Genomic DNA, 24,392 nt, shown 5'->3' on the forward strand with positions numbered 1-24,392 from the left:
TCCATTTAAGAACCTTTACCGGTTGTTTATCCGCACATGCTGTTCACGTACTTCTTTTAACAGAAACAGGTATCTGACTTCTGACAGTTTAAGCTGATACAGTACTTCATCAGAAGGATCTATACTGGATTCAATCACCCGCTTCTTATTCATCCAGTCATCTTTGCATCGATACAGGGCATCAATCAGGGCGTCGGTCATTTGTTTTCGAAGCAGCCCTTTCTTCTTTCCAAACATGGTCAATCCTCCCCAATTCTGATCAGTCTTTTTTTCGAGCAGGACAATTTAAAGGGGCTACAATTCCCTGCGACCTTCAAGGGCTTTCGAAAGGGTCACTTCATCAGCGTATTCCAGATCCCCCCGACAGGCAGACCGTGGGCAATTCTTGAGGTTTTCACACCGATCGGTTTGACCAGTCTGGAGATATACATCGCCGTCGCTTCGCCTTCGACTGTCGGATTTGTCGCCAGAATGATCTCCTTAATCTGTTCATCTTTAAGCCGCCTGATCAGTTCGGCGATCCTGATATCCTCGGGCCCGATCCCGTCAATTGGTGAGATGACGCCGTGGAGCACATGATACAGACCATGGTAGTCCCTCATTTTTTCCAGTGCGACGACATCTTTCGGATCCTGTACGACACAAATGGTCGAATGATCGCGGGAAGAGTCGTCACAAATGGAACAGGGATCATGGTCACTGATATTCTGGCACACAGAACAGTAAACCAGTTTCCTTTTCACATCAACCAGTGAACGGGCAAATGACATCACGTCTTCTTCGTTCATATCCACGGTAAAAAAGGCAAGACGTTGAGCAGTCTTCGGCCCTATTCCCGGTAACTTCATATAACTGTCAATTAATTTTGCAATGGGTTCAGGGTATTGCATAATACATTTTCCTCCCTGGAAAATCCGGATAAAGAATCAGCAGCGAATCCCGCGATCCGATGATCCATCGGTTTACGGAATTCGCCGCTTCAGCCTGCTTCGTCACTGATCGTCAGAAACCCGGTAAATTCATCCCTTTTGTAAATTTTCCAAGGCGCTGAGCGGTCAGTTCATCCGCTTTTGTCAGTGCATCATTAACTGCGGCCAGAACCAGGTCCTGCAGCATATCTACGTCATCCGGATCCACTGCTTCCGGCTGGATTGCCACATCGACAACCTGTTTATGACCGTTGGCCTTGACTGTCACGACACCGCCACCCGCCGTACCCTCTACTATTTCGTCTTTCAGTTTTTCCTGCGCTTCGGCCATCTGTTTCTGCATTTTCTGTACCTGACGCATCATATTGTTCATATTTCCACGCATAATTCTGATCGCCTCCTGATTAATCTTGCCTGTTTAGTCCCGTATATCCAGAAGATCGGGACCTGCTATTTTTTTTGCTTCCTCAATCATTGGGTCTTCTGCAGGTTTCTGGCCGTTGTCTTCTCCCTGCTCCTTCGACCGCTGAATATATTCTGCTTTCAGCTTTTTCCATATTTCTTCCGGAACCGGGTACATGGTTTTCTGCTTATGGATAACTTGCTGCAGGGCCGACTGCACCAGTTCAGGTATATGACTCTTTTTATCCATGACCATCTGACAGTGAAAATCATATTTGAAAGACAGGATGAAGCCCTCCGGAGAACTGGCGACGGGCCGACTCTCAAGCAGCCAGGCATGTGCCGCCACATTTTCGGCACGGACTTTCGCCATCACTTCTCCCCACGCCGACCGGAGCTCCATGAGATCCTCTCTGGTTGCCGTATCAAGTACATGATTCAACTGCGTCACTGGAAGTTTCAGATTGCCGTGCGACGATATCCGCCTGCGTGATCCGGCCGGTGCGGCATGTGCTGTACCGGTCGGCGATGAAGCCAGACTGTCCATTTTCTTTTCAATCGCCGTCACTCTTTTCTCCAGAGGAACAAGGTCGGGCGCAGGTCCGGTCGCCTGATCTGCCGGCGCCCGGCACAGTTTAACAATGGCCATTTCGAGGAAAATCCTCGGGTGGTTGGTCCGCTTCATTTCCAGAAAAGCCTTGTTCAGTTGATCAATCATCGTGTAGAGCCGACTGGCAGGTATTTGATCCGCCTGTTTCCGGAAGGCGTCGTCTACCCGCGGCCGGCTAAGTATATCTTCCAGACTTGGCGAGGTCTGATACAGCAAAAGATCCCGGTAATAGAGAAGCAGCTGTTCAATCAGTCTGAGCGGATCCTTGCCCTGATCAAGCAGGGCACCTGTCTTGCTGATTGCCCGAGCCGCATCTTGCTGGTCAAGCGCTTCGACCAGTTCGCAGATTAGCTGGTCGGATACCAATCCCGTAACATCAAGCACATCCTGAACAGTAATTTTCCCATCACTGTAGGCTGCTGTCTGATCCAGAACACTCAGCGCATCACGCATACCGCCTTCGCTTGCTTTGGCAATCAGTTGTAATGCCGCGTCTTCCGCTTCGATATGCTGGTCATGTGCAACGAACTCCAGACGTTCGGCAATCGCCGCCGAGGGAATTCTGCGAAAATCAAACTGCTGACAGCGCGAGATGATCGTCAGCGGTATTTTCTGCGGCTCCGTCGTCGCCAATATAAACACCACATGTTCCGGGGGCTCCTCCAGTGTTTTCAGCAGTGCATTAAACGCCCCTGTCGACAGCATGTGCACTTCATCAATAATATAGACTTTATAACGCACTTCACTTGGTGCATATTTAACCTTGTCACGAATCTCACGGATTTCATCGACCCCATTATTTGATGCGGCATCAATTTCGATGACATCAGAAATACGGCCCTCCGTGATGCCGCGGCAGGCTGCACATTCATTACAGGGATCAGCGACCGGCGCATGCTCACAGTTGATGGCCTTGGCAAGAATCTTTGCAGCACTGGTTTTCCCGGTCCCGCGTGGCCCGGTAAATAAATAGGCATGTGAAAACTGCTGTTTGACCAGGGCGTGCTGCAGTGTCTGTGTGATATGCTGCTGTCCGGCTATATCATGAAAAGTCTGGGGCCGGTATACTCTGTAAAGAGCCTGATAAGCCAAAAGTGCCCCTCCTTCCGCTGCCGTATTCCGGCTCTTTTAGATCATAAATTCATTATAACGGTATCAGGCCGTGAAGTGAACTGCAACCTCATCACTGTATGTATCAAGTTTTTCTCAGTCCCTCGGTCAGAGGGGGGTACGGGCCTCGTCGCTCTCAGCCGGACCCGCTGTCATCTCATATCCTGATTCTCACTCTGCCCGGTGCTTATGCCGGCATTTTCTTTATACTTCTTCTTAACGGATAAGTTTATCGTCAAGAACGTTCCGGCGACGGCAATGAGCAGACCGCAAAGCATGATTGTGTATCCCGCCGTCAGCCACTCACTCAAAATCCCATTGATTCCCATACCGATTAATGTGGCGGTTGAAGCCAGGCTGCCCACTAATCCAATAAATCTGGCAAGCTGATTATAGGGAATATATTTTTGCCAGAATGTTGATGAAGACATATTAAACACGGCATTTGCAACGCCCGTCAGGAAGGAGGCAACGCACATTGACAGGATCGAATGGCCGATGCCGATCATACCGTAGCATAGTCCGAGAACCAAACCGGAGAGACCTAATTGTATTTTCAAGGGCCATTTCACAACCCATCTTGCGGCAAACATACTCGTCACCAGGATTCCGAGGCTCAGTGCGCCTACGACATAGCCGACGGAATACGTATTTAAACCGGCATCGTTGATGTGTGCCGTCAGCATCACATCTGCGCCCGCCACGCCGAACAAAATCAAAAGAAAAGTAACAAGCAGATTGACCATCACGCTATCGCGAAGCGGGGACATCCCTTCTTGCCATATTTGATAGAACGATTTGTTCTTAAACCCGCCATGCGTTTGCTTCCCCGATTCATTTAATTTTCCCTGATCCGCCAGTTTGATCAAGATCAGCGCACCGAGTACATAGGTCACAGCATCAATGAGAAACCCCATACGCTTAAGATGATCGGGCAGCAATGCCAGAACGGAAACGGCCAACATCGGCCCGATAATTTTGACACATTCATTTGCCATTTGGAAAGAAGAATTAGCCGTCATTCTGTTCTCCTCTTCAACAGAAGCGACAAGGTATTTTTGAAAAGCGGGGTCCCGGTACGCATTGATAAAGGCAATCCAAAATGCGGCAAGAGCGTACAGCCAAACATTCAACGGAAAGAAAATAACAAGCAAAATAACTAACGCGCTTACCCAGTTTGCCACAATTAATATATTTTTAGGGTTTCTATGTTCGATATAGATCCCGGAAAACTGGCCGCCAATCAGCCCTGCAATCATTTCGGCAGCCGTCAGGATCATCGTCACCAGTACATCCTGTGTGTGATTATAGACGGCTACAATCATCAGCATATAGGTAAACCAGGTACCAAGCTGCGAGATAATAACCGAACCCATTAAATAAAATAAGTCCCGATCTTTTTTAAAAAGCTTAAGCATGCTACCATTCTCCCAATCTTTTTATTAGTCAATCTTTTTTGAATTCTGACGGAAGGGCATCGGCCATTAACGTACTGAGGTAACAGCTTAAGTCCTTGTCGCTCTCTCATTTTTTCATAGAAAATGAGCCGATCACTTTTATCAAATTGTTGTGAATAGTATAATAATGGATTGATTTAATTACAATAGCTTTGGAACGAAAGGGAATAATTTTAGTTCAGCTGGGTCTGATTAAAGAAGGTCAATCATTAATTGACAAAGCCATTTCTATTAATAGAGCATTGGATAACGTGAAGTTCGCCAATGCAATAGTAGAAGAAGTTGAACAAGAAACGGGATTATTATCTTTAAGCCGATAACATGATTCCGTCTAATTGAATAGTGCTGCTGTGCCATATTTCAGAGGATGAAGTAAAAAGATGTCAATAATAAACAGGAGCTGCCGGAAGATTTCCGACAGCTCCTGCTGATATTTTTAACGCCGTGCACCTTTTGTCGATGAGAGCGCCATAAGCGTTTCTTAAGCCGCCAGCTCAGCCCAGGTAGCCCCGCGGCACACGAAAGGTCTCACTTACTGCTGCTTCCTTCCGGACCTGACAGGGTTCGCGAGTTTCCGTTGCGCAGGACCTGAACGTCCACACCACGTACTTAAGGCTGCCTTACAGTGCACAGACCTCGAAAAGGGATTCAACCCCGCTATAGCGGATTGCGGGCTACAGGGCACCGCTGCCTCCCCGTCTAGCACGGCTAATTTGATAACATAACAAATGGCGGAGGCGAGAGGATTTGAACCCCCGCGGCGCCGAACGACGCCCTAACTGATTTCGAGTCAGTCCCCTTCAGCCACTTGGGTACGCCTCCACTGATTAAATCCGTAACGGGAACTAGTTTAACATAAATTGATACCCGATACAAGCACCAGATGAGACCGCACCCGGCAGCGGGCGTCCGCTTCGTTTTCATTGCCGCGCCATCATACAGGCTGGGCGCTGACCATCCGAATGACGTTTTCCAGAATCTTCATACCGACATTTCCTCCCATTGTCATCATCGACTCCGGGTGAAACTGCACAGCAGCTACCGGCAAACTCCTGTGTTCCACAGCCATCACAATCCCGTCTTCCGTTTCAGCCGTCACTTCCAGCGGATCGGATACCACGCGCGCATGAACCGAGTGATACCGCCCGGCTGTGAACGTATGCGGGATTCCCCTGAACAGCATCGAATGAGGATCAGTGATAATGGCAGATGGCTTGCCGTGCACGGGAGCCGGAAGCAGGTCCAGACTGCCTCCAAAATAGCTGACCAGTCCCTGCAGACCAAGACAGATGCCGAATAACGGCAGCCGCCGCTCAAGACAGAGCCGGATCGTTTCATCCATATGATAGCGTTCCGGCCTGCCCGGCCCCGGCGAGAGAACGACCAGATCAATCGGTTCACCGCCTGCTTTAATCATCCGGCGGGCGGCAGAACTGCGAAGCACGGTAACATCAGCGCCAAGATACTGGAAGTAACCTGAAAGCGTGTGGACGAATGAATCCTCATGATCGACAAAAAGCAGATGAAGATTTCGGCCCGGCACCTTCTTTTTCTCCTTAATGACTGGCCCTGCAGGCTCCCCATGTGGTTTGAGCGCTTCAAGGAGTGCCGCCGCCTTGGTCAGTGTTTCCTGCTCTTCCCTCTCCGGATCGGAATCATACAGCAGGGTCGCCCCGACACGAATTCTGGCTATCCCTTTCTGAAGGCTCAGGCACCGGAGTGCAAGCCCTGTATTCATTCTGCCGTCGAAACCGATCCAGCCGACCGCGCCGCCATACCAGCCCCGTGGGGTTTTCTCATGATGTTCGATCCACTTGATCGCTTCAAGTTTCGGTGCTCCGGTAATCGTCACTGCCCACATATGGCTGATAAAGGCATCGATGGCGTCAAATTCCGGCCGAATCAGTCCTTTGATATGATCCACTGTATGAAAAAGATGGGAGTACGCTTCAATTTGCCTGCGTCCGACGACTTCGACGGATCCCGGTACACAAATTCGTGATTTATCATTACGATCCACATCCGTGCACATCGTCAGTTCGGACTCCTCTTTAGACGAACCCAGCAGCGTTTTAATCTGCTCGGCGTCTTCGATCACCGATCCGCGCCTTCTGATTGTCCCGGAAATTGGAGAGGTCTCGACCGTCGCCCCATCCACCCGAACGAACATCTCCGGTGAACAGCCGACGAGAAACTCTCCTTGATTCAGGTGTATCAGAAAGCCGTACGGACTCGGATTAATCTTCTGAAGACGCCGGAAAACTTCGGATGGCCGGCTCTGACAAGGCTGCACGAGCAACCGGCTGGGAACGACTTCAAACAGATCACCCCGTTTGAAAGCCTGCCTGGCTTTCCGCACCATAGCGGCATAATCTCCTTTTCTGTCAGCATCTGCTGACTGCGCCTTCGCGCCATCCGGATGAAACGGAAAGGTTTTTCCTTCCCGTGCCAGGCTTTCCGTAGTCCTCCCACCCACACGAAATTCATAGGAAATGCGGAATGCTTCATTCTTTTCCCGGTCGGCAACAATCAACTGATCCGGCAGATAAAGCTGAAGATCATTCTGCCCGGGATCCCGGCTCTTTGCGAGCGGGAACGATTCAAACTGCAGGATCAGATCAAATCCGAACGCTCCGTATAATCCAAGAAAATCATCGTCAGTCCGGAAGAGGCTCTGAATCTGTCTCAACAGGGTAAACAGCGAGGGTTGCCTGGTCCTGTTCTCTTCCTTCAGGATGGTTTGTGCTCTGCTTTTCATTATGGTGCCCGACAGACAGTCCGGATCCTGTTTTTCAATAGAAAAGGCAGGACTGCTCAGATTATTTTCCAAATAAGCCAGGATAAGCCGTCCGCGGGCATTCAGTGATCGAATCACAAAGGTATCCTTTTTTGCTGTCAGTTCAATAGGCGGATTGACAAAACCAACGTCCCATCTGGAATAGCGTCCTGGAAAATGATACGTACTGGAGTAAAGAGCCCCTTTGTGCTCATCAAGGGCATCAATTAAATTTAAGAGGGATTGATCGGCTGAAACGGGGATCTGAGTACGCGTGATTTCAAGACCGGCACCTGCCGAATAGGCGACGGTCTTCTGCGCGTGGTCTTCCTGTGAGAAAAAGTTCATTTACGGTCCTCCTGTATAAAAGATTTTATACAGAAGAGCATGGTTATTCAGAATGAAGAAAAGGGGAAAAAGAGGTTCGTACTGAACCCTGTTTCATACGTATTCTTTACTTCTCTCAACTCTGCTCTTCTATACTCTGCTCAAACTGAACTGTTCTGTTCTCAGCTGTATTCCTATCATACCCGGACCGCCGTAATAATTCAATCCCCCGACGCTTCACGGATCAGGAATGCTTTCTCCTGCTGCGCAGTTTTTGGAAAAAATCAGACAGCAGCCTGCCGCATGCTTCGCGGAGAACGCCGCTTTCCACCTCCGCTCGATGATTAAAACGCGTCTCCTGCACGAGATTCATCAATGTTCCGGCACAGCCAGCTTTCGGATCCGGTGCCCCGTAGACCAGACGGTCCACACGCGCCAGAACAATCGCCCCGGCACACATCGGACAGGGCTCCAGCGTGACATACAGCGTGCATCCGGTCAGTCGCCACGAGCCAAGTTTCCGGCTCGCTTCGATAATCGCAAGTAATTCGGCATGGGCGGTAGGCTCCTGCAGCTGCTCGCGTCTGTTATGTCCACGCGCGATTACCTGATTGTCCTTGACAATCACCGCACCGATCGGAACCTCACCGAGGGTCTCCGCTTTCTTCGCTTCGACAATCGCAAGCCTCATAAACCGTTCATCTGATTCAGCTGCCATCTGCACGACCTCCCTTCCTGCCTGATTAAAGTATAGCGAACATCTGTCCACCAGACAAAAAAGCATCCGTAAGCCGGATGCCCGTTTATAGAATCATTCACACGACATACTGTTATTCTTCGTTTGACCAGTGCAGCTTGTTCATTAAGGCAAAGAACAGGCTGAGCAGAATGCCGACAAGCGTTGCAAGCCCCATACCATTGAATGGAACAAGACCGATCTGGATCGTCGCCCCGCTGATACCCGCCGCAAAAATAACGGTGGCTAAAATAATGTTCTGGGATTTTGCAAAATCAACTTTTGATTCAACAAAAATTCTAAAGCCGTTCGTCGCAATCACCCCAAACAGAATCAGCGAAATGCCGCCGACAACCGCCGAAGGAATGGTTGTAATCAGTGCGGACAGCTTTCCGATAAAGGACAGCAGGACGGCAATCACCGCCGCACCGCCGATGATCCATGTTGAATAAACACGTGTGATTGCCAGAACACCAATGTTTTCTCCATAGGTGGTGTTCGGAGTGGAACCGACAAACCCGGAAATCACCGTGGAGATTCCGTTACCGAAAATGGAACGGTCAAGCCCCGGGTCTTTCATCAGGTCCCTGCCGACAATGTTCCCGGTCACAATCAGGTGTCCGATATGTTCGGCAATCACCACAAGGGCGGCCGGAAGAATAATTGAGATGCTTGAAAAATCGAAGGTCGGTTGATAAAACGTCGGCAGGGAAATCCATCCTGCCTCAGCAACCGGTTTGAAATTCACCAGTCCGACCCCTATGGCAATGACATAACCGGAGACCATGCCAATTAGAATCGGAATAATCTTGAAAAATCCTCTGAACAGCACCCAGCCGAGCAGCGTAATCGACGCCGTCAGCATCGATGTGACCAACGTCGCCGCGTCAGGTGACCATTTCTGCCCGGCGGCTGCAATCAGTCCGGCGTTCTGCGCCGCCGTCGGAATCAGCTGCAGTCCGATAATAGCGACAATCGATCCCATCGTTACCGGCGGAAAGACAACATCCAGCCATTTTGTCCCGACCAGGTGAACAATCAGTGAAATGATAATAAAGACCAGTCCAACGGCAATAAACCCTCCGAGCGCCGCCTCATAACCTTTGCCTCCGATGACATAGAGCACAGGGGAGATAAAAGCAAAACTGGAACCGAGGTAAGCCGGAATTTTTCCCCGACAGATGAAAATATAAATCAGTGTACCGATCCCGTTCATCAGCAGTATGGTTGCCGGGTCGACTTTGAAGATGATCGGAACCAGAACGGTCGAACCAAACATAGCGAATAAGTGCTGAAAACTTAAAGGAATACTTTCGAGCAGCGGCAGCTTTTCATCTACCTGAATCTCGCGCTGCGACACGTTCAATCCCCCCATATTTATTTTTTCCTGTCTAGTATACCCGATTACAGGCAGGCAAAAAAGGGCAAAAAAAAAAGAGATATCCAATCGAATACCTCCTGTTGCAGGTGACTTATTCAGATCAGTCAGTTCTTCGACCCGATACCGATGAACTGAAGGATATAAAGGAACAGGTTGATGAAGTCCAGATAAATCGATACAACAATCATTGGAATATCTTCATCACTGAACCCGTGTATAGTCAGTCTGCTGAAATCAAACAGGGTATAGCCGATAAAAATCAGAATGCCAAAGCCTGAAAAGGCCATCATGGTCGTACTTGAATAGGGAACAAAAATGCCAACGAGTCCGACGAGAATCAGAGCGATCAGGCCAAGAAACAGAAATCCTCCCAGAAAAGAGAAATCACGTTTGCTGACCATCGCATAGACGGCAATCGCACCAAATGAAGCGGTCGTTACAGTAAACGCCTGAAGGACAAGAGTCCCTCCGAGTAAACCGGTATAAAAGGCAACCGCCGAATACAGAACCAGGCCGGAAATGAACATAAAAGTATACATCAGCATATAGCCGACCGACTGACGTTTTCTGACAAACATCATTAATACAATCAGACCGATTTCCGCAATCCAGAGCGGCAGCCTCAGTGCATCAGGCAGGTACTGCCCGGCATACAGACCGACAGCTGTGGCCAGAAGACCGGTGAAGAAGACCCCAAACAGTTTAGAATAAGGCTTCCGTAACGTGCGAATTGTGAATGTTTCCATAACAGATACCCTCCTGTTTATCCTGTTATCACTTACGTATATGTCACCATCAAAGTTTCCAAAGCCAGAGTATTTTTACAGAATTCCATTTTAAGCAGAGGTTTATACTTTAAAATGGATCACTTCTAACAAGCTTATATTCATTATACATTTACCGTCGGAAAAAACAAAATAATTTAAGTATGAAAAAGCGGTCCCTCTAATCAGAGAACCGCTTTTTCCTGCCCTTCCATCAAGGATTTACTTTTGACGGCGTCTTGCGCTCACTTTCAGAATCTTTCCCGCCTGCGTCATTTCCGTTTCGCCATTAACCTGGACTGACGAATGCGTAGCATGGGATTTTTGAAACAGATCATTTGTGTTGCCGTTAATAACCGGTTCCTTTTTCACGATCATCCCTCCGCGTGCTGGTGATTCGTTACTTGCGCTGATCATTACGATGCGCAGAAAACATACGCTCAGCCGGACGGTCCTTAATTGAACCCTCTGCACGTTTCGACGCGTGCTCTTCTTTTGCTCCCGGCCATAGCTCATTTTCATTCTGAACGCTGTAGGTTGTTCCCGGACGATCCGTCATTTTTTAAAATCTCCTCTCTGAAAGGGTGGTCTTATTATGCTTCTGCACTGTAAAAATATACACACGGGACAAAAAATGGTTTACGAACAGGCAACATCCACCTGCCGGCGCGGCAGATGGACCCTATTTTTTCTTCAGCTGCGAAGCCACATAATCCTTTTCCTCCTGTTTCGTCAGAAGCCCTTCAGCCTTACCCACTGTTCCGCCCTGCAGCTCCCAGATGGCGTTATGATCCTTGTCCGCACGGGAAAAGTCGCCTTTTTCCCAGCGCGTCACTATTTCCTGATAAACCGCTTCATTGATGAACTCATTCTGACCAAGTGCTTCCTGCAGCCAGTTAATTCGGGCTTTCGTTATCTGAATAAATCCCCACTTCTGATCTGCCTTTATTTTCTGATGAGACATTTCATGAATCAGCATCTGCATATCCTCATCTGTCAGGTCATTGATCACCTTATTTTCTCCAAAGGGATTGGTTTTGTCGTCAGGATCTGCCGCGTTAATTTCCTCCAGCATTTTTTGCGTGACCTGGTGTCGCACTTCATTTGTCTGTTGCTTTTGAAAAAAAATATAACCCGCCACGACAAGTAACCCAATCATGAGAAGGCTTCCAATGGCAATGAGCAGTATTCTTTTAATTGTCATCCACTCCCCGTTCTCTCTCTTAAACTCAACTCATCCTACTGTAGAAAACGTGCCGGATCAAGAAAAAACGGGTGCGTCCCTTGCGCACCCGAGTGATCAGTCACAGTGACTGAATGATTTTATCAACAAATCCATAGGATCTGGCTTCCTCAGCGGTCAGGAAGTGATCACGGTCCGTGTCCTTCTCAATCTGTTCCAGAGACCGTCCGGAGGTTTCGGACAGAATTTTGTTCAGCTTCTCTTTTGTCTTCATAATATGCCGGGCAGTGATTTCGATATCACTCGCCTGTCCCCTGGCGCCGCCAAGCGGCTGGTGAATCATAACTTCCCCATTTGGCAGGGAGAGGCGTTTACCTTTTGTTCCTGAAGTAAGAATAATGGAAGCCATAGAGGCCGCCATTCCGACACAGATCGTCTGAATATCCGGCTTAACGAAATTCATTGTATCCAGAATAGCGAATCCGGCTGTTACGGAACCGCCCGGACTGTTAATGTAAATCGATATATCTTTTTCTGAATCCTCGGAAGCAAGAAACAACAACTGGGCAACAATGCTGTTAGCCAGCTCGTCATTAATTTCCGATCCGAGGAAGATCACCCGGTCCTTCAGAAGGCGAGAGTATATATCGTACGAACGCTCACCACGATTGGACTGTTCAATAACATATGGGATAAAAAATGAAGACATGTTTCTTCCTCCTCTGTGTGCAACATCTGTCATTCATGATCAGACAGTTATCTGAAAAAACGCTGTCCGGTATCTCTTTATGAATCCATAATAGCATACATGGAAAGAGAGTGATAACGCCGGAGATCTCCGCGACCGATCCACACTTTTTCTTTATAGAAGCGCAGAAATTTCGAAGGATCCGGAAAAAGGCTTTGATCATAAATTCCGAAATTCCGGACCCCCTCCAGGTCCGCCCAGAATCCCTTTCAGCTCAACCAGACGTTTCATCTGGTAAGTCGGAGCGTATTGACCCGTGTTCTGCACACCGTCCGGATTAAACCAGCAGGTGTCCAGTCCGGCCAGATACCCGCCTTTTATATCTGAACTCAGTGAATCCCCGATCATCAGTGCCTGGTCTTTTGAAAAATCAGGAACCCGGGCAAAGGCATAATCAAAAAAAGCCCGCATCGGTTTCTGATAACCCGCCGTCTCTGACACAAAGATCTTCCTGAACAGCGGCAGAAGGCCGGAGTCACGAAGTCGTCTGAGCTGTGTGCTTCGGACACCGTTGGTAATTACATACAGATTATACCGGTTATGAAGCAGGCGGATCATCTCCAGAGCTCCGTCAACCAGCTGATGTCCTTCGCTCAGATACTCACGGTATTTCTTTTCCATAGCCGGTCCGTCAACCCTCTTACCGTAATGTCGAAACAGACGGGAAAAGCGCTTATTCAGAAGCGAATCCCGATCCGCTTTTCCCTGCTCTATGACCTGCCAGATGCCCTGATTGATCCTCCGGTAATGGGCCATAATCCTGTCGGTCAGTGGGACATGCTGACTGGCAAACAATTTATGCAAAGCCTGATCTTCCGCTGCCCGGAAATCCAGCAAGGTATTATCTACATCAAAAAATAATGTGCTGTATGGTTTCACCGTGTTTCCCCCTGATCATACCGTTCATGATAAGAAACCTGCCCGCTTTATCGAAAAAAGTCCGCCCCGCCAAAATTTCTGCCTGAGCAGGCTGTTTGCAGCTGCGTTTTTTTTGAAAGAACGGATTTTACCCTGTTGGTACATTATTTTGTTCGTACTGACTATTTTTGAACAGTCGGTTCATGCACCTCATGATAAACGGAAGTGGCCACATAGTTAAATAACTCTCTGGGAATATCCACATCCGATACCTTTGAGATGGTTCTGAACCCCGCATTGCCATTAACTTCACAAACCGTAAGCCCATTTTCTGTAAACAGAAGATCAATGCCGCAGAACTCCAGATTCAGCGCTTTTGCCGTTCGGGTACACAGGGAAATTATTTCTTCCGTTGTTTTATAAAGTGCAGCATGTCCGCCTAACGCATAGTTTGCTCTGAAACCGGAGACGGATTTTCTCAGGACACTGCCCAGTACCCGGCCGCCCAGCACATAAACCCGGAGATCCTTTCCGAAACTTTTGTGGATGAACTCCTGACACAGAAAGTATCCCGAAGTCTTTGACCAGGCTTCGTCAAAATCGCTCTTATTTCTGACCAGAAAGACGTTCTTTCCCTGTGAGCCTTCAACTGCCTTCATTACAAACGGCTTTCCGTCAAACTGTTTACGGAGAAACGGATAATTTTTTTCCATCATATAGATCATCCCGGGTGTGGGAATTCCCGCCCGATTGAGGATCTGCGCGGTGACCACCTTATTCCGGGCTTGAAACATGGCCAGGGTTTTATTGATGACTCTAATTCCGGACTGCTCAAGCTGCGAACCGACAATCCGGTTATAACAGCGCATCACGACAAAATCCGGCTTTTGCAGCTTCCTCCCCCGATAATAGAAAACCGGTTTCTGATCCATATCAATGACCAGCTGTTCAATAAAGATAACCGCCAGATCAATATGATGTGTCCCTGCTTCCTCTCTCATCCAGTCAAACGCGTTATTGCCATATCTGTTATGTACCACGGATTCGGAATAGACTATCCATCCGTATTTCATGATGCTCACCAGCTTGTTCTCATGTTCAGTCACTAATGACTATGCCATCCACACTGTCCGTGCTCCTTTACAGTATGTACGGGCTTTTTAATAAACAATCAGGAAGAGATGCCTGTTTCTCAAAAAAATCCGGGTTTTCGACTTTCTACGAGCATAGCACACCGGCCAGGCTGTGTCGATAAACTGACGGATTCTGAAGATACGGATTCATCCCTGCCTGTTCGAGCATTTTCACAGATCAGTAACCTGTATAAAATCTTCTTTTTCGGCAGAAGGTTCCACGTGTAACATATGTGCCCGTATACAGACTTTTTCGCTTTCCCCGTCAGCCATCTTCAGGGCAGGGGAATAATTTTACATTCGGCGCTTTCTGCACGGCTTTATCCTGAAAGCCTGGGAGTCGGCAAATTTGCCGTGTCCCCTCGCTCTAAAAAAAGTGTACTCAAATTTGAGCCGTCGCATTTCCGATAGATCGTTGCATCTTTTACCCGTTATAATCGCTTTTTCAAACTAAAGGGCACCATTCAGGCACCAGTTATCATGCCAGATCAACAAAAGGGATCCGATCAAACGACCGAATCCCTTAATTTAAAAGCATTTTTTAATGGCCCTGGGGGGAATCGAACCCTCGACGCACGGTTTAGGAAACCGACGCTCTATCCACTGAGCTACAGAGCCAAATCTCTGACGCCTTTTTAAGCGACATTCTATATTATACAAAAAGATGAAGGCTTTGAACAGGGCAGGCCATCCTTCATTGAGAATTTTATTAAAAAAACAGTGCATAATAAAAGCAGCCCTTTTTTAGAGAGGACTGCTTCCGTATCACCGGCTATGGCCGAAGATCACAGTTTTACGACGTTTGCTGCCTGAGGTCCGCGGTTGCCTTCAACGATGTCGAATTCAACTTCCTGACCTTCTTCAAGCGTCTTGAAACCGTCGCCTTCGATTGCAGAATAATGTACGAATACGTCATTTCCGCCTTCAACTTCAATGAAGCCGTACCCTTTTTCTGCGTTAAACCACTTTACTTTACCGTTCTGAGCCATAGTATAGCTGCCTCCCTAAAACCTTGCGCTGCCCGCGCGTGAAATAAAACCATCCACCATCTAACACATAATCAGATTACATGAAAACAGACCCCTCCAGAAGTAAAAACTACTACACTTCAGGGAAGGGTCTTCATTCTTACGTCCAGATCTTATATTAAGTAGTAAAATGGTTTATTAAAATATAACACATCTCCCATAAAGTGTCAAGCTTTACAGGATCATTTGAAAACGGAAACGAACCTTCTATATCGCGATTTTACGATATGATGCTTTCATCCGCTTCTGCCAGTTCCATTTTACCCGCTTTATTATTTTTTATTCACTGACCCGAATTCTTTAAATTTTTGTTCGCTTTTCAAACCACTTCTGTCATGATAGACTTAATGGAAATGTAAATGATCTTGTTAGGCAGCCGCTTCCTGACGGCTATTTTTATTTCAGAAAGGCGATTGATTTTTTATGGAAGAAACGCGTGTACCGTCAAAATGCCTGATTACCGTTGCCGGAATGGTCGGTATTGGTAAAACAACGTTCACTAAAGCCCTTGCCCATAAGCTGCATTACCATACTTCACTTGAAAAAGTGGACGGCAATCCATATCTTGATGCCTTTTACAGGGATTTCAAACGATGGGTTTTCCAACTTCAGATCTACTTCCTCGGGGAGCGGTTCAAGGAGTCGAGACGAATCGAAGAATCACCATACGGATTTGTCCAGGACCGTTCGATTTATGAAGACACCGATATTTTTGCCCGAATGCACTATGAAAAGGGGAACATGTCCAGGGCAGACTATCGTACATATACCAGCCTGTTTGAAGCGATGGTCATGACGCCTTACTTTCATCATCCGGACCTTCTGATCTACCTTCGCGGATCACTGGATGCGACAATCCGGCGAATTAACAGACGCGGGCGAGGGCTGGAAAAAGAAACGCCGGTCAGTTACTGGACCGAGATGCATCAGCGCTATGAAAAGTGGATCAGTCATTTCAACTCCTGCCCGGTGCTTCAGATCGATATTGACGATTATGATCTCGTCGGGGATCCCAATTCATTCAGCCGCATCATTCCCCAGATTAAAGACAAACTGGCCAGCGGGGCGGTGAATCGCTGAAATTTTATACCTTTTGATAGGTACAAAAAGCGCGGGATCACCATTTATGCTCCCGCGTTTTTTCATGGTCTATTTTTTATTGCTGCTGTCTTTTTCTTTCACTTTTTTCTTTGCCGTCATTTCCTGCTCTGCTTTTTTCGGATGGAGGGTAATCCCCATATCCTCGATCATTCGTGTCAGTCTGGTCTCAGTATCAACTTTCTGATGAAAGGGCATGTTTTAAAACCTCCCGGACATGGAATTAATTCACAGGCCTGATCACATCATGATTTCTCATGTAGGGACGCAGGGCTTCAGGAATGACTACACTGCCGTCTTCCTGCTGGCAGTTCTCAAGAATGGCTGCAACGGTGCGTCCGACGGCGAGTCCTGAACCATTCAGCGTATGCACATATTCCGGTTTTGCTTTTGGCGCACGCCTGAAGCGGATATTGGCCCGGCGCGCCTGAAAATCTTCGAAATTGCTGCAGGAAGAAATCTCACGGTACGTATGCTGACTCGGAATCCAGACTTCAAGATCGTATTTTTTGGCAGCAGTAAAACCAAGATCGCCGGTACAGATGCTGACAACCCGGTATGGGAGGTTCAGTCTTTTCAATACATCTTCGGCATGACCGGTCAGTTTTTCCAGTTCATTGTAAGAGTCTTCCGGTTTGACGAAGCGGACAAGCTCGACTTTATTGAACTGATGCTGACGGATGATCCCGCGCGTATCACGGCCGGCTGATCCCGCTTCGGAACGGAAGCAGGCGCTGCATGCCGCATACGCAATGGGCAGCTGGTCTCCGCTCAGAATCTCATCACGATAATAATTCGTCACAGGAACTTCAGCTGTAGGGATCAGAAAATAATCTCTTTCGTCAGCGATCTTAAAGGCATCTTCTTCAAACTTCGGCAATTGCCCGGTACCTGTCATGCTGTTACGATTAACCATATAAGGCGGCATCATCGTCGTGTAGCCGTGTTCATCTTCATGAAGATCCAGCATGAAACTGATCAGCGCACGTTCCAGTCTGACGCCGAGCCCCTTATAAAAGACAAACCGGCTGCCCGTCACTTTCGCTGCACGCTCAAAATCAAGAATATCAAGACGGGTTGCGATATCCCAGTGCGGTTTCGGCTCATAACTGAATTTTCCCGGTTCCCCCAGAAGCGGATAGGCTTGTTGTCATGCTCATCTTTACCGACCGGAACGCTCTCATGCGGAATATTCGGTATGGAGAGCATGACTTCGTGAAGGGCACTTTCCACCTGATTCAGTACCCCATCCAGCTGCTTAATTTCCGAACTGACTTTGCGCATAGAGGTAATTAAATCTGAAGCGTCTTCCCCGGCCCTTTTTTTGGCAGCCACCTGGGCCGATACTTCATTTCTCTTTGCCTTTAATACCTCTGTTCGGCTGATCAGATCCCGCCGCTTCTTATCGAGCTTCGGAAACTTCCTGAAATCAGCGAGATCCTCTCCGCGTTTGTCCATCTTCTTTTTAATCTCATCATAGTGATCACGTAAAACTTTCATGTCCAGCATGTGTTTTTCCTCCTGATAAATAAAAATCCCGTCCCAAAAATCAGGGACGGGATTTAACCCGCGTTGCCACCCAAATTGCCGAATTGAACGCTGACGTTCATCCAGCCACCTTAATCATGATAACGGATTTGATCCGCACAGGCATCTTAAGCCTGCTTCACTCTCTGGGATGGATTCATGAGTCATCCTTTACCGCTTCTCATCTCCTGCGGCTCTCTGAAAAAGGATGATGGTCACTACTAATTCCCATCATCAAGTCTGCTTTGGTTTACTTACTAAGAATTTACAATAAACTCTGTAAAAATGCAAGCATTCACCGAGATTCTTCCACAATATTGACAAAATATCGATGCATGCCCCGGTCGGCGGTAAGTTCCGGGTGAAAAGCACAGGTCAGAAAGCGACCCTGCCGGCAGGCAACAATATGTCCTTTATAAGTGGACAGCACTTCCACCTGATCCCCGGCACTTTTAATATAGGGCGCCCGGATAAATACGCCGTTATAATGTTCACCGACGTGTTTAATATTCAATTCCGCTTCAAAACTGTCCACCTGTCTGCCGAAAGCATTTCTTTTCACGTCAATGTCGAGAAGCCCCAGATGGGGACCTTCACGTCCTTCAATTTTTTTGGCCATCAGAATCAGACCGGCACAGGTACCGAAAACAGGACGGGTCTGAGCATACGTTTTTATGGCTTCAAAAAGACCATATTTATCCATCAGCCGGCGCATCGTTGTACTTTCTCCGCCCGGAAGCACCAGACCGTCAAGCCCGTTCAGATCCTCTGTATTTTTGACGGATACGCCTTCCGCCCCGGACTCCTTCAATGCCTGGATATGTTCACTGACGGCCCCCTGAAGCGCGAGAACTCCAATTCTTAATGTCATGACCTTCACCTCATTCTCCGCGATCCTGCATGCGGTCTGCCGGCTGAAGCGTGCCCATATCAATGCCCTTCATTGGTGCACCCAGACCTTTTGACAGCTCGGCAATCCGTTCATAGTCCTGATAATAAGTGGTTGCTTCGACAATGGCACGTGCAAATTTAGCCGGATTTTCCGACTTGAATATGCCGGATCCGACGAAGATACCGTCTGCTCCAAGTTCCATCATCAGCGCCGCATCGGCAGGTGTTGCCACACCGCCGGCAGCAAAGTTGACGACCGGAAGACGCCCGGCTTCTTTGATCTGCAATAATATTTCATAAGGGGCACCCAGTTCCTTCGCATAAACCATAATCTCATCCGGAGACATGCCAACAACTTTACGTACCTGACTGTTAACCAGACGCATATGCCGTACCGCTTCCACAATATTTCCGGTTCCAGGTTCGCCTTTCGTCCGAAGCATGGCTGCGCCTTCTCCGATTCTTCTCGCAGCTTCACCCAGATCACGGCAACCGCAGACGAATGGGACGGTGAATGCTTTTTTATCTATATGAAAGACATCATCTGCAGGTGTCAGCACTTCACTTTCATCGATATAATCCACTTTCATTGATTCAAGAACGCGCGCCTCAACAATATGGCCGATCCGCGCTTTGGCCATCACCGGAATCGTCACCGCATGCTGAACCTCTTCAACAATTTTCGGATCTGCCATTCTAGCGACTCCACCGGCTTTTCGGATATCTGAGGGCACCCTCTCAAGTGCCATAACAGCAGTTGCTCCTGCCTCCTCCGCTATTTTGGCCTGCTCGGCATTGACCACGTCCATGATCACGCCGCCTTTCTGCATTTCAGCCATGCCTCTTTTTACTTTTTCTGTTCCCCTCTGGCCCATGACTAACCCTCCATTAAAATCTTTATTGTTTATTAGCTATTATAAGGCTACTGTTATCTCTGGTAAACCACTGTGTTTTCGTGTGTATTGCAGAATAATGCAGGGCATCTGCCAATTGAACAGGTCGGCACACGACTGTAAGAAAAAGAGCCAGTCCCGGTCAGGTTGCTGGCTCTGTAAATATTACCCGTTTCGCCTTAGAAAAGTCCGGCGATCCATGAAAAGATTCCTGCAAAAAAGTTTCCGATACCCTGGAACATACGTACAATCCAGCTGCTTTTTTCCACCCCTTCGGCAGCGACAACCGGTACCTGGTTATTCTCCTTATAGAGATGTCCGTATGCACCGTCTGTTGCAGAAAGCGTCGCATAGCCTATCTTCTGGCCCTTTTTAACCGGAGCTTCGAGCTGTCCGTCTCTATTCAGCAGTGACTTGTTGAGCGTCACTTTGAAACGGGGATTTGACTCTTCGCCATTCCGGGCAGTCAGGTTCACAGATTGACCAAATGCCGCTCTGACAGAATCTTTTTTGCCATTATTGACTTTAACAGCCTTCTGACCTTTCACGACCTGATTTTTTTTGGCAATCGTTTTCTCTGAAAATTGCTGATAGCCGTAATCAAACAGGGCCCGTGTCTGCCCAAAACGTTCATTTTCGGATGGCGTCCCCATGATGACACTGGCCAGGCGATGTCCATCGCGGTTAACCGTACCGGTGAAACAATATCCGGCCAGATCCGTATGTCCGGTTTTTAAACCGTCAACACCTTCATACTTATACTGGTTCATATTGGCGCCAAATCCCGGAAGCATGTAATTCCAGTTCACCATCTGAACGGGTGAATCAACACCTGCTGTGAAATTCTTCAGAGGGATACTGGAAATCGTCAGTGCCTCCGGATAATCCCTGACCATGTGATAAGCTAATTTGGCGAGATCACGCGCAGACAGCAGATTACTGTCTTTTTCATCGCCGTAGGGGGCAAAATCTCCAAGATCAATATTTTCCAGCCCGCTGCTGTTAATATAGGATGCGTGGGTCATGCCCAGCTTTTTTGCGGTCTTGTTCATCAGATCAACAAAGTTTTTTTCAGATCCGCCTATTTTTTCAGCGAGAGCTATGGTCGCACCGTTAGCCGAATAGATCGCCATCGCTTCATACAGTTCCCTGACCGTATACTGATAATCTTTTCTTAATGGAACATTGGAAAACTCACGGTTCTGAGAAATCTGATAGGCGTAATCACTGATTGACACTTTTGTATCCCAGGTCAGTTTTTTCTGATTAAGCGCCTGCATGACGAGATATTCGGTCATGATCTTTGTCATACTGGCCGGAGGATACACCTGATCTGCATTTTTTTCATACAAAATCTGTCCGCTGTTTACATCAATCAAAATAGCGGATTTTGCTTTTATTCCCACTGTGTCTTCAGCCTGTGCCTTTGGTGTCAGCTGATTTTGAAAAGACAGTGCGACGACGAGCACTAAAGCCAGACTTGCTGCTACAAGAAAACGCAGCGATTTCCTGAAATTCAACCCCTACACCCCCGAAAAAAATTCCTGTTTCAGCCTGTTTATGACAGAAACAAATCCGGACGATTCCGCGCCCGGAAAGATTTATACTATGCATAATCATTATGAATGCGAAAGGCATTATTTAGTAGAGTAATTCGGTGCTTCTTTGGTTATCTGAACGTCATGCGGATGGCTCTCAAGTAATCCGGCGTTAGTAATTTTAGTAAATCTGGCATTTTCACGCAGTTCATTGATGGTATGGGCACCGCAGTAACCCATGCCGGATCTGAGACCGCCGACCAGCTGATAGATGGTATCGGCCAGTTTGCCTTTATAGGGAACCCGTCCTTCAATCCCTTCAGGAACAAGTTTCTTCTGGTTCTCCTGAAAATAACGGTCTTTACTGCCGTGCTCCATCGCGCTGACTGATCCCATGCCACGATAAACCTTAAATTGACGCCCCTGATATATTTCTTTCTCTCCCGGGGTTTCATCCACTCCGGCGAGCAGTCCACCGAGCATGACGGCACTGGCTCCTGCAGCAAGCGCCTTAACAACATCACCTGAATACTTTATCCCGCCATCGGCAATCACGGCTACTCCATGCTTGTCTGCCTCATTTGCGCAATCATAAACCGCCGTGATCTGCGGGACACCCACTCCGGCAACGACACGGGTTGTACAGATGGAACCCGGTCCGATCCCGACTTTAACCACATCAACACCGGCGTCAATAAGCGCCTTTGTGCCTTCAGGTGTCGCGACGTTGCCGGCAATCAGACTGACATTCGGGAACTTATTTCTGATTTCAGCTACTTTTTCCAGAACACCCTTGGAGTGACCGTGAGCGGTATCAATGACCAGTGCGTCCACTCCGGCATCAACAAGTTTTTCAACCCGGATCAGAGCATCACCCGTAACACCGACTGCAGCGGCTACCAGGAGTCTGCCGTGCTCATCTTTTGCTGAATGGGGGAACTGAACCACTTTTTCAATATCTTTTGTTGTGATCAGTCCCTTCAGCACACCGTTTTGATCAACCAGCGGCAGTTTCTCAATGCGATGTCGGTTCAGAATTTTTTCAGCTTCCTTGAGACTGGTACCAACAGGGGCGGTAATTAAATGATCCTTCGTCATCATATCTCCGATTTTAGCCGAATAGTCTTTAACAAAACGCATATCCCGGTTTGTCAGGATACCCACCAGGTGCTGATCTTTATGATTATCAACAATCGGCACTCCGGAAATGCGATATTTGCTCATCAAATGTTCTGCATCAAAGATCTGATCTTCCGGGGTCAGAAAGAACGGATTCGTAATTACTCCGCTCTCGGAACGCTTGACTTTATCGATTTGTTCCGCCTGTTCTTCAATAGACATGTTCTTGTGAATGACACCCATGCCGCCCTGTCTTGCCATGGCAATCGCCATTTGTGATTCTGTCACCGTATCCATACCCGCACTGATAACAGGAATATTAAGTTTCAGGGTTTCGGTCAGCCTGGTTCCTACCGATACATCGCGTGGCAGGACATCTGAAGCGGCCGGAATGAGCAGCACATCATCAAAAGTCAGCGACTCCTTGGCAAACTTGTCTTCCCTCAACATGATTTACCTCCATGAGATAATTGATTTTTGGATTTTTTCTTCCGAAAATTTTAATGCTAGCGTAACAACTCACCAGGCACCTGTCAAGAATCCGCATTGAAATTCTATTTTTCTAAGTCACAGGCGTGTTCAGGGCCGGAAACAGTCAAGGGACACAGAACCCTTACTTATTGCTTTTTTTCATGCGTCTGTCGATTTCCGCCCCGTATGCCCGCTTTCTGCGGCGATTCGCAGGCTACCCCGTTCATAAGCTGCGAGACTGGCTCGACTTTCCGGCAGGAGCCTGCATCTTTCGCTCCAATCCACATGAAGCATGGTGAACCTGGTTTGTTTATTTGAAGTCAATCTGTTCTATCGTGATCTCCCGATGATCAGATAATGAAAAAATCATCTGGTTATCAAGCCGGATCATCGGACGGGTCGGCTGATGATCCGGTACAAAGGTAATTTCCCCGTGCTGATGATTCGACAGTCGGGCGTTCATCCCGATAAACAGAGTCATCACGGCGTAACAGAATTTAGCAAAGACATATCCCGATAATCTGCCATAAGCGCAGCGGGCCAGATGATCAAGGTGGCGGACGGGCCAGCCTGCTGCGCCTGCTTTATCTTTTTCACTGATAAAGCTGTCACAGACAGCAAGGATTTTTCCATATATATTGATCCGTTCTCCACGCAGGTGCAGGGGATAACCGCTCCCGTCTTCGCGCTCATGATGCTGAATGACTGCGAGTATCAGCGATTCCCGCAAGGTCGGGACACCCTTCAGCATATTATAGCTGTCCAGCACATGCCTTTCATATAGGGCATGTGCCTGTCCGGGAACATCATTTGCCCGCCTCACAAGAGAAGGAGGAAGTTTAGCCATGCCACAGTCAGCAAGCATCCCTGCAAGACCCATCTGATAAACATTGCCCGGATCAAGTCCTGCCTTCTTCCCGAGAAAGCCAGAGACCAGACCCATTGCTACACAACGTGCTTCAAAACTGCGAAGGGAAGTTAAGTGTAACAGAAAACCGGCAAACCAGACGGGATCCGCCAGACTGCGTTTCAAAAGTGGCATCATATCTTTCCTGAATAAGCCGATGTTCACCGGTTCACCGGACTGCCACTGCTTAAAGAAGAAACGATAAGAGGAAACAGCCTGTGCGAATACGGCATCAAGCAGAGAATTGGCTGTCTTTGCAGAGGAAGGGGCGTCTGCTGCGAGACGGGCATTTTGTCCGGAAGTCTGATCTGTATTCTTCTTTTTTCCCGCCGGCCGGACATCGATACGGTCAATCAGAAAGGCATGAAGAACAGCAAAATGTATGTCCTTAAGAACTGTTCCTGCCTTGATCAGCGGTTTGTCCGATTTTGAGAAAACGTCCCTTCTCAATACATCACCCGGTCTGCATTTATCTGTTTTTACCAGCATCCTCTCTCCTCATTCCT

The 24,392-nt window shown here is 48.0% G+C and carries 22 protein-coding genes, 2 tRNA genes, 1 other RNA gene, 2 pseudogenes and 1 other annotated feature; of the genes and pseudogenes, 1 reads left to right on the forward strand and 26 read right to left on the reverse strand.

Going from position 1 to position 24,392, the window contains the following annotated elements; translation table 11 throughout:
* Positions 1-15: 15 nt before the first annotated feature.
* The 19 genes and pseudogenes from ABNN70_RS03745 to cspD form a co-directional block, all read right to left on the reverse strand.
* Positions 16-237, reverse strand: a complete 222-nt coding sequence (locus ABNN70_RS03745) for a YaaL family protein (protein ID WP_353948784.1) — start codon at positions 235-237, stop codon at positions 16-18.
* A 57-nt stretch (positions 238-294) separates the two neighbouring features.
* Positions 295-890: pseudogene (gene recR / locus ABNN70_RS03750) on the reverse strand (recombination mediator RecR).
* A 112-nt stretch (positions 891-1,002) separates the two neighbouring features.
* Complete coding sequence (locus tag ABNN70_RS03755; RefSeq protein WP_353948785.1) at positions 1,003-1,314, reverse strand: YbaB/EbfC family nucleoid-associated protein; 312 nt, start codon at positions 1,312-1,314, stop codon at positions 1,003-1,005.
* A gap of 33 nt (positions 1,315-1,347) precedes the next feature.
* Entirely contained in the window at positions 1,348-3,033 is a 1,686-nt protein-coding gene (gene dnaX / locus ABNN70_RS03760) for a DNA polymerase III subunit gamma/tau (protein WP_353948786.1), read from the reverse strand.
* A 170-nt stretch (positions 3,034-3,203) separates the two neighbouring features.
* The gene (locus ABNN70_RS03765; RefSeq protein WP_353948787.1) at positions 3,204-4,469 is read right to left on the reverse strand and encodes an MFS transporter; all 1,266 of its coding nucleotides are present in this window, start codon (positions 4,467-4,469) and stop codon (positions 3,204-3,206) included.
* Between the two features lie 481 nt (positions 4,470-4,950).
* An RNA gene (ffs, locus tag ABNN70_RS03770) (signal recognition particle sRNA large type) lies at positions 4,951-5,216 on the reverse strand.
* Between the two features lie 21 nt (positions 5,217-5,237).
* Positions 5,238-5,330: transfer RNA gene (locus tag ABNN70_RS03775), tRNA-Ser, on the reverse strand.
* A gap of 112 nt (positions 5,331-5,442) precedes the next feature.
* On the reverse strand, positions 5,443-7,632 hold the full coding sequence (locus tag ABNN70_RS03780) for an anthranilate synthase component I (RefSeq protein ID WP_353948788.1): 2,190 nt from the start codon (positions 7,630-7,632) through the stop codon (positions 5,443-5,445).
* Positions 7,633-7,855: 223 nt separating this feature from the next.
* Complete coding sequence (gene tadA / locus ABNN70_RS03785; RefSeq protein WP_353948789.1) at positions 7,856-8,329, reverse strand: tRNA adenosine(34) deaminase TadA; 474 nt, start codon at positions 8,327-8,329, stop codon at positions 7,856-7,858.
* Between the two features lie 112 nt (positions 8,330-8,441).
* Complete coding sequence (gene uraA, locus ABNN70_RS03790; RefSeq protein ID WP_353948790.1) at positions 8,442-9,707, reverse strand: uracil permease; 1,266 nt, start codon at positions 9,705-9,707, stop codon at positions 8,442-8,444.
* A 125-nt stretch (positions 9,708-9,832) separates the two neighbouring features.
* Positions 9,833-10,474: a Bax inhibitor-1/YccA family protein gene (locus ABNN70_RS03795; RefSeq protein WP_353948791.1), complete on the reverse strand. Its 642-nt coding sequence runs from the start codon at positions 10,472-10,474 to the stop codon at positions 9,833-9,835.
* A gap of 240 nt (positions 10,475-10,714) precedes the next feature.
* On the reverse strand, positions 10,715-10,864 hold the full coding sequence (locus tag ABNN70_RS03800; protein ID WP_165364225.1) for a YpzG family protein: 150 nt from the start codon (positions 10,862-10,864) through the stop codon (positions 10,715-10,717).
* 28 nt (positions 10,865-10,892) lie between these two features.
* Positions 10,893-11,051 (reverse strand): small acid-soluble spore protein K, encoded by a 159-nt coding sequence (gene sspK, locus ABNN70_RS03805; RefSeq protein WP_129928602.1) that lies wholly within the window; start codon positions 11,049-11,051, stop codon positions 10,893-10,895.
* 123 nt (positions 11,052-11,174) lie between these two features.
* Complete coding sequence (locus tag ABNN70_RS03810) at positions 11,175-11,696, reverse strand: DUF6241 domain-containing protein (RefSeq protein ID WP_129928601.1); 522 nt, start codon at positions 11,694-11,696, stop codon at positions 11,175-11,177.
* 100 nt (positions 11,697-11,796) lie between these two features.
* Positions 11,797-12,384 (reverse strand): ATP-dependent Clp endopeptidase proteolytic subunit ClpP, encoded by a 588-nt coding sequence (gene clpP / locus ABNN70_RS03815; protein ID WP_353948792.1) that lies wholly within the window; start codon positions 12,382-12,384, stop codon positions 11,797-11,799.
* A 198-nt stretch (positions 12,385-12,582) separates the two neighbouring features.
* Entirely contained in the window at positions 12,583-13,302 is a 720-nt protein-coding gene (locus tag ABNN70_RS03820) for a YjjG family noncanonical pyrimidine nucleotidase (RefSeq protein ID WP_353948793.1), read from the reverse strand.
* Positions 13,303-13,463: 161 nt separating this feature from the next.
* The gene (locus ABNN70_RS03825) at positions 13,464-14,354 is read right to left on the reverse strand and encodes a RimK family alpha-L-glutamate ligase (protein ID WP_353949370.1); all 891 of its coding nucleotides are present in this window, start codon (positions 14,352-14,354) and stop codon (positions 13,464-13,466) included.
* Between the two features lie 605 nt (positions 14,355-14,959).
* Positions 14,960-15,032, reverse strand: a tRNA-Arg gene (locus ABNN70_RS03830).
* A 167-nt stretch (positions 15,033-15,199) separates the two neighbouring features.
* Positions 15,200-15,403: a cold-shock protein CspD gene (gene cspD / locus ABNN70_RS03835; protein WP_129928597.1), complete on the reverse strand. Its 204-nt coding sequence runs from the start codon at positions 15,401-15,403 to the stop codon at positions 15,200-15,202.
* Between the two features lie 462 nt (positions 15,404-15,865).
* Between cspD and ABNN70_RS03840 the strand changes: the two genes are divergently transcribed.
* Complete coding sequence (locus tag ABNN70_RS03840; protein ID WP_353948794.1) at positions 15,866-16,522, forward strand: deoxynucleoside kinase; 657 nt, start codon at positions 15,866-15,868, stop codon at positions 16,520-16,522.
* A 69-nt stretch (positions 16,523-16,591) separates the two neighbouring features.
* Here ABNN70_RS03840 and ABNN70_RS03845 read toward each other — a convergent pair whose 3' ends face one another.
* From ABNN70_RS03845 to ABNN70_RS03875, 7 genes and pseudogenes are all read right to left on the reverse strand, one after another.
* Positions 16,592-16,738, reverse strand: a complete 147-nt coding sequence (locus ABNN70_RS03845) for a hypothetical protein (RefSeq protein ID WP_353948795.1) — start codon at positions 16,736-16,738, stop codon at positions 16,592-16,594.
* A 25-nt stretch (positions 16,739-16,763) separates the two neighbouring features.
* Positions 16,764-18,049, reverse strand: a pseudogene (serS, locus tag ABNN70_RS03850) (serine--tRNA ligase).
* A gap of 39 nt (positions 18,050-18,088) precedes the next feature.
* Positions 18,089-18,311 (reverse strand) — a binding site (T-box leader).
* 51 nt (positions 18,312-18,362) lie between these two features.
* Positions 18,363-18,938: a pyridoxal 5'-phosphate synthase glutaminase subunit PdxT gene (pdxT, locus tag ABNN70_RS03855; protein WP_353948796.1), complete on the reverse strand. Its 576-nt coding sequence runs from the start codon at positions 18,936-18,938 to the stop codon at positions 18,363-18,365.
* A 10-nt stretch (positions 18,939-18,948) separates the two neighbouring features.
* Positions 18,949-19,833 carry a pyridoxal 5'-phosphate synthase lyase subunit PdxS gene (pdxS, locus tag ABNN70_RS03860; RefSeq protein ID WP_129928593.1) on the reverse strand — a complete coding sequence of 295 codons (885 nt, stop codon included), beginning with the start codon at positions 19,831-19,833 and terminating at the stop codon, positions 18,949-18,951.
* 197 nt (positions 19,834-20,030) lie between these two features.
* Positions 20,031-21,371, reverse strand: a complete 1,341-nt coding sequence (locus ABNN70_RS03865) for a serine hydrolase (protein ID WP_129928592.1) — start codon at positions 21,369-21,371, stop codon at positions 20,031-20,033.
* Between the two features lie 117 nt (positions 21,372-21,488).
* Positions 21,489-22,955, reverse strand: coding sequence for an IMP dehydrogenase (gene guaB / locus ABNN70_RS03870; RefSeq protein ID WP_129928631.1), 1,467 nt, complete (start codon positions 22,953-22,955; stop codon positions 21,489-21,491).
* Between the two features lie 334 nt (positions 22,956-23,289).
* A complete protein-coding gene (locus ABNN70_RS03875) occupies positions 23,290-24,375 on the reverse strand; it encodes an HD domain-containing phosphohydrolase (protein ID WP_353948797.1) in 1,086 nt (361 codons plus the stop codon).
* Positions 24,376-24,392 lie beyond the last annotated feature (17 nt).

The sequence above is a fragment of the Sporolactobacillus sp. Y61 genome, from assembly GCF_040529185.1.
Lineage (GTDB): Bacteria > Bacillota > Bacilli > Bacillales > Sporolactobacillaceae > Sporolactobacillus.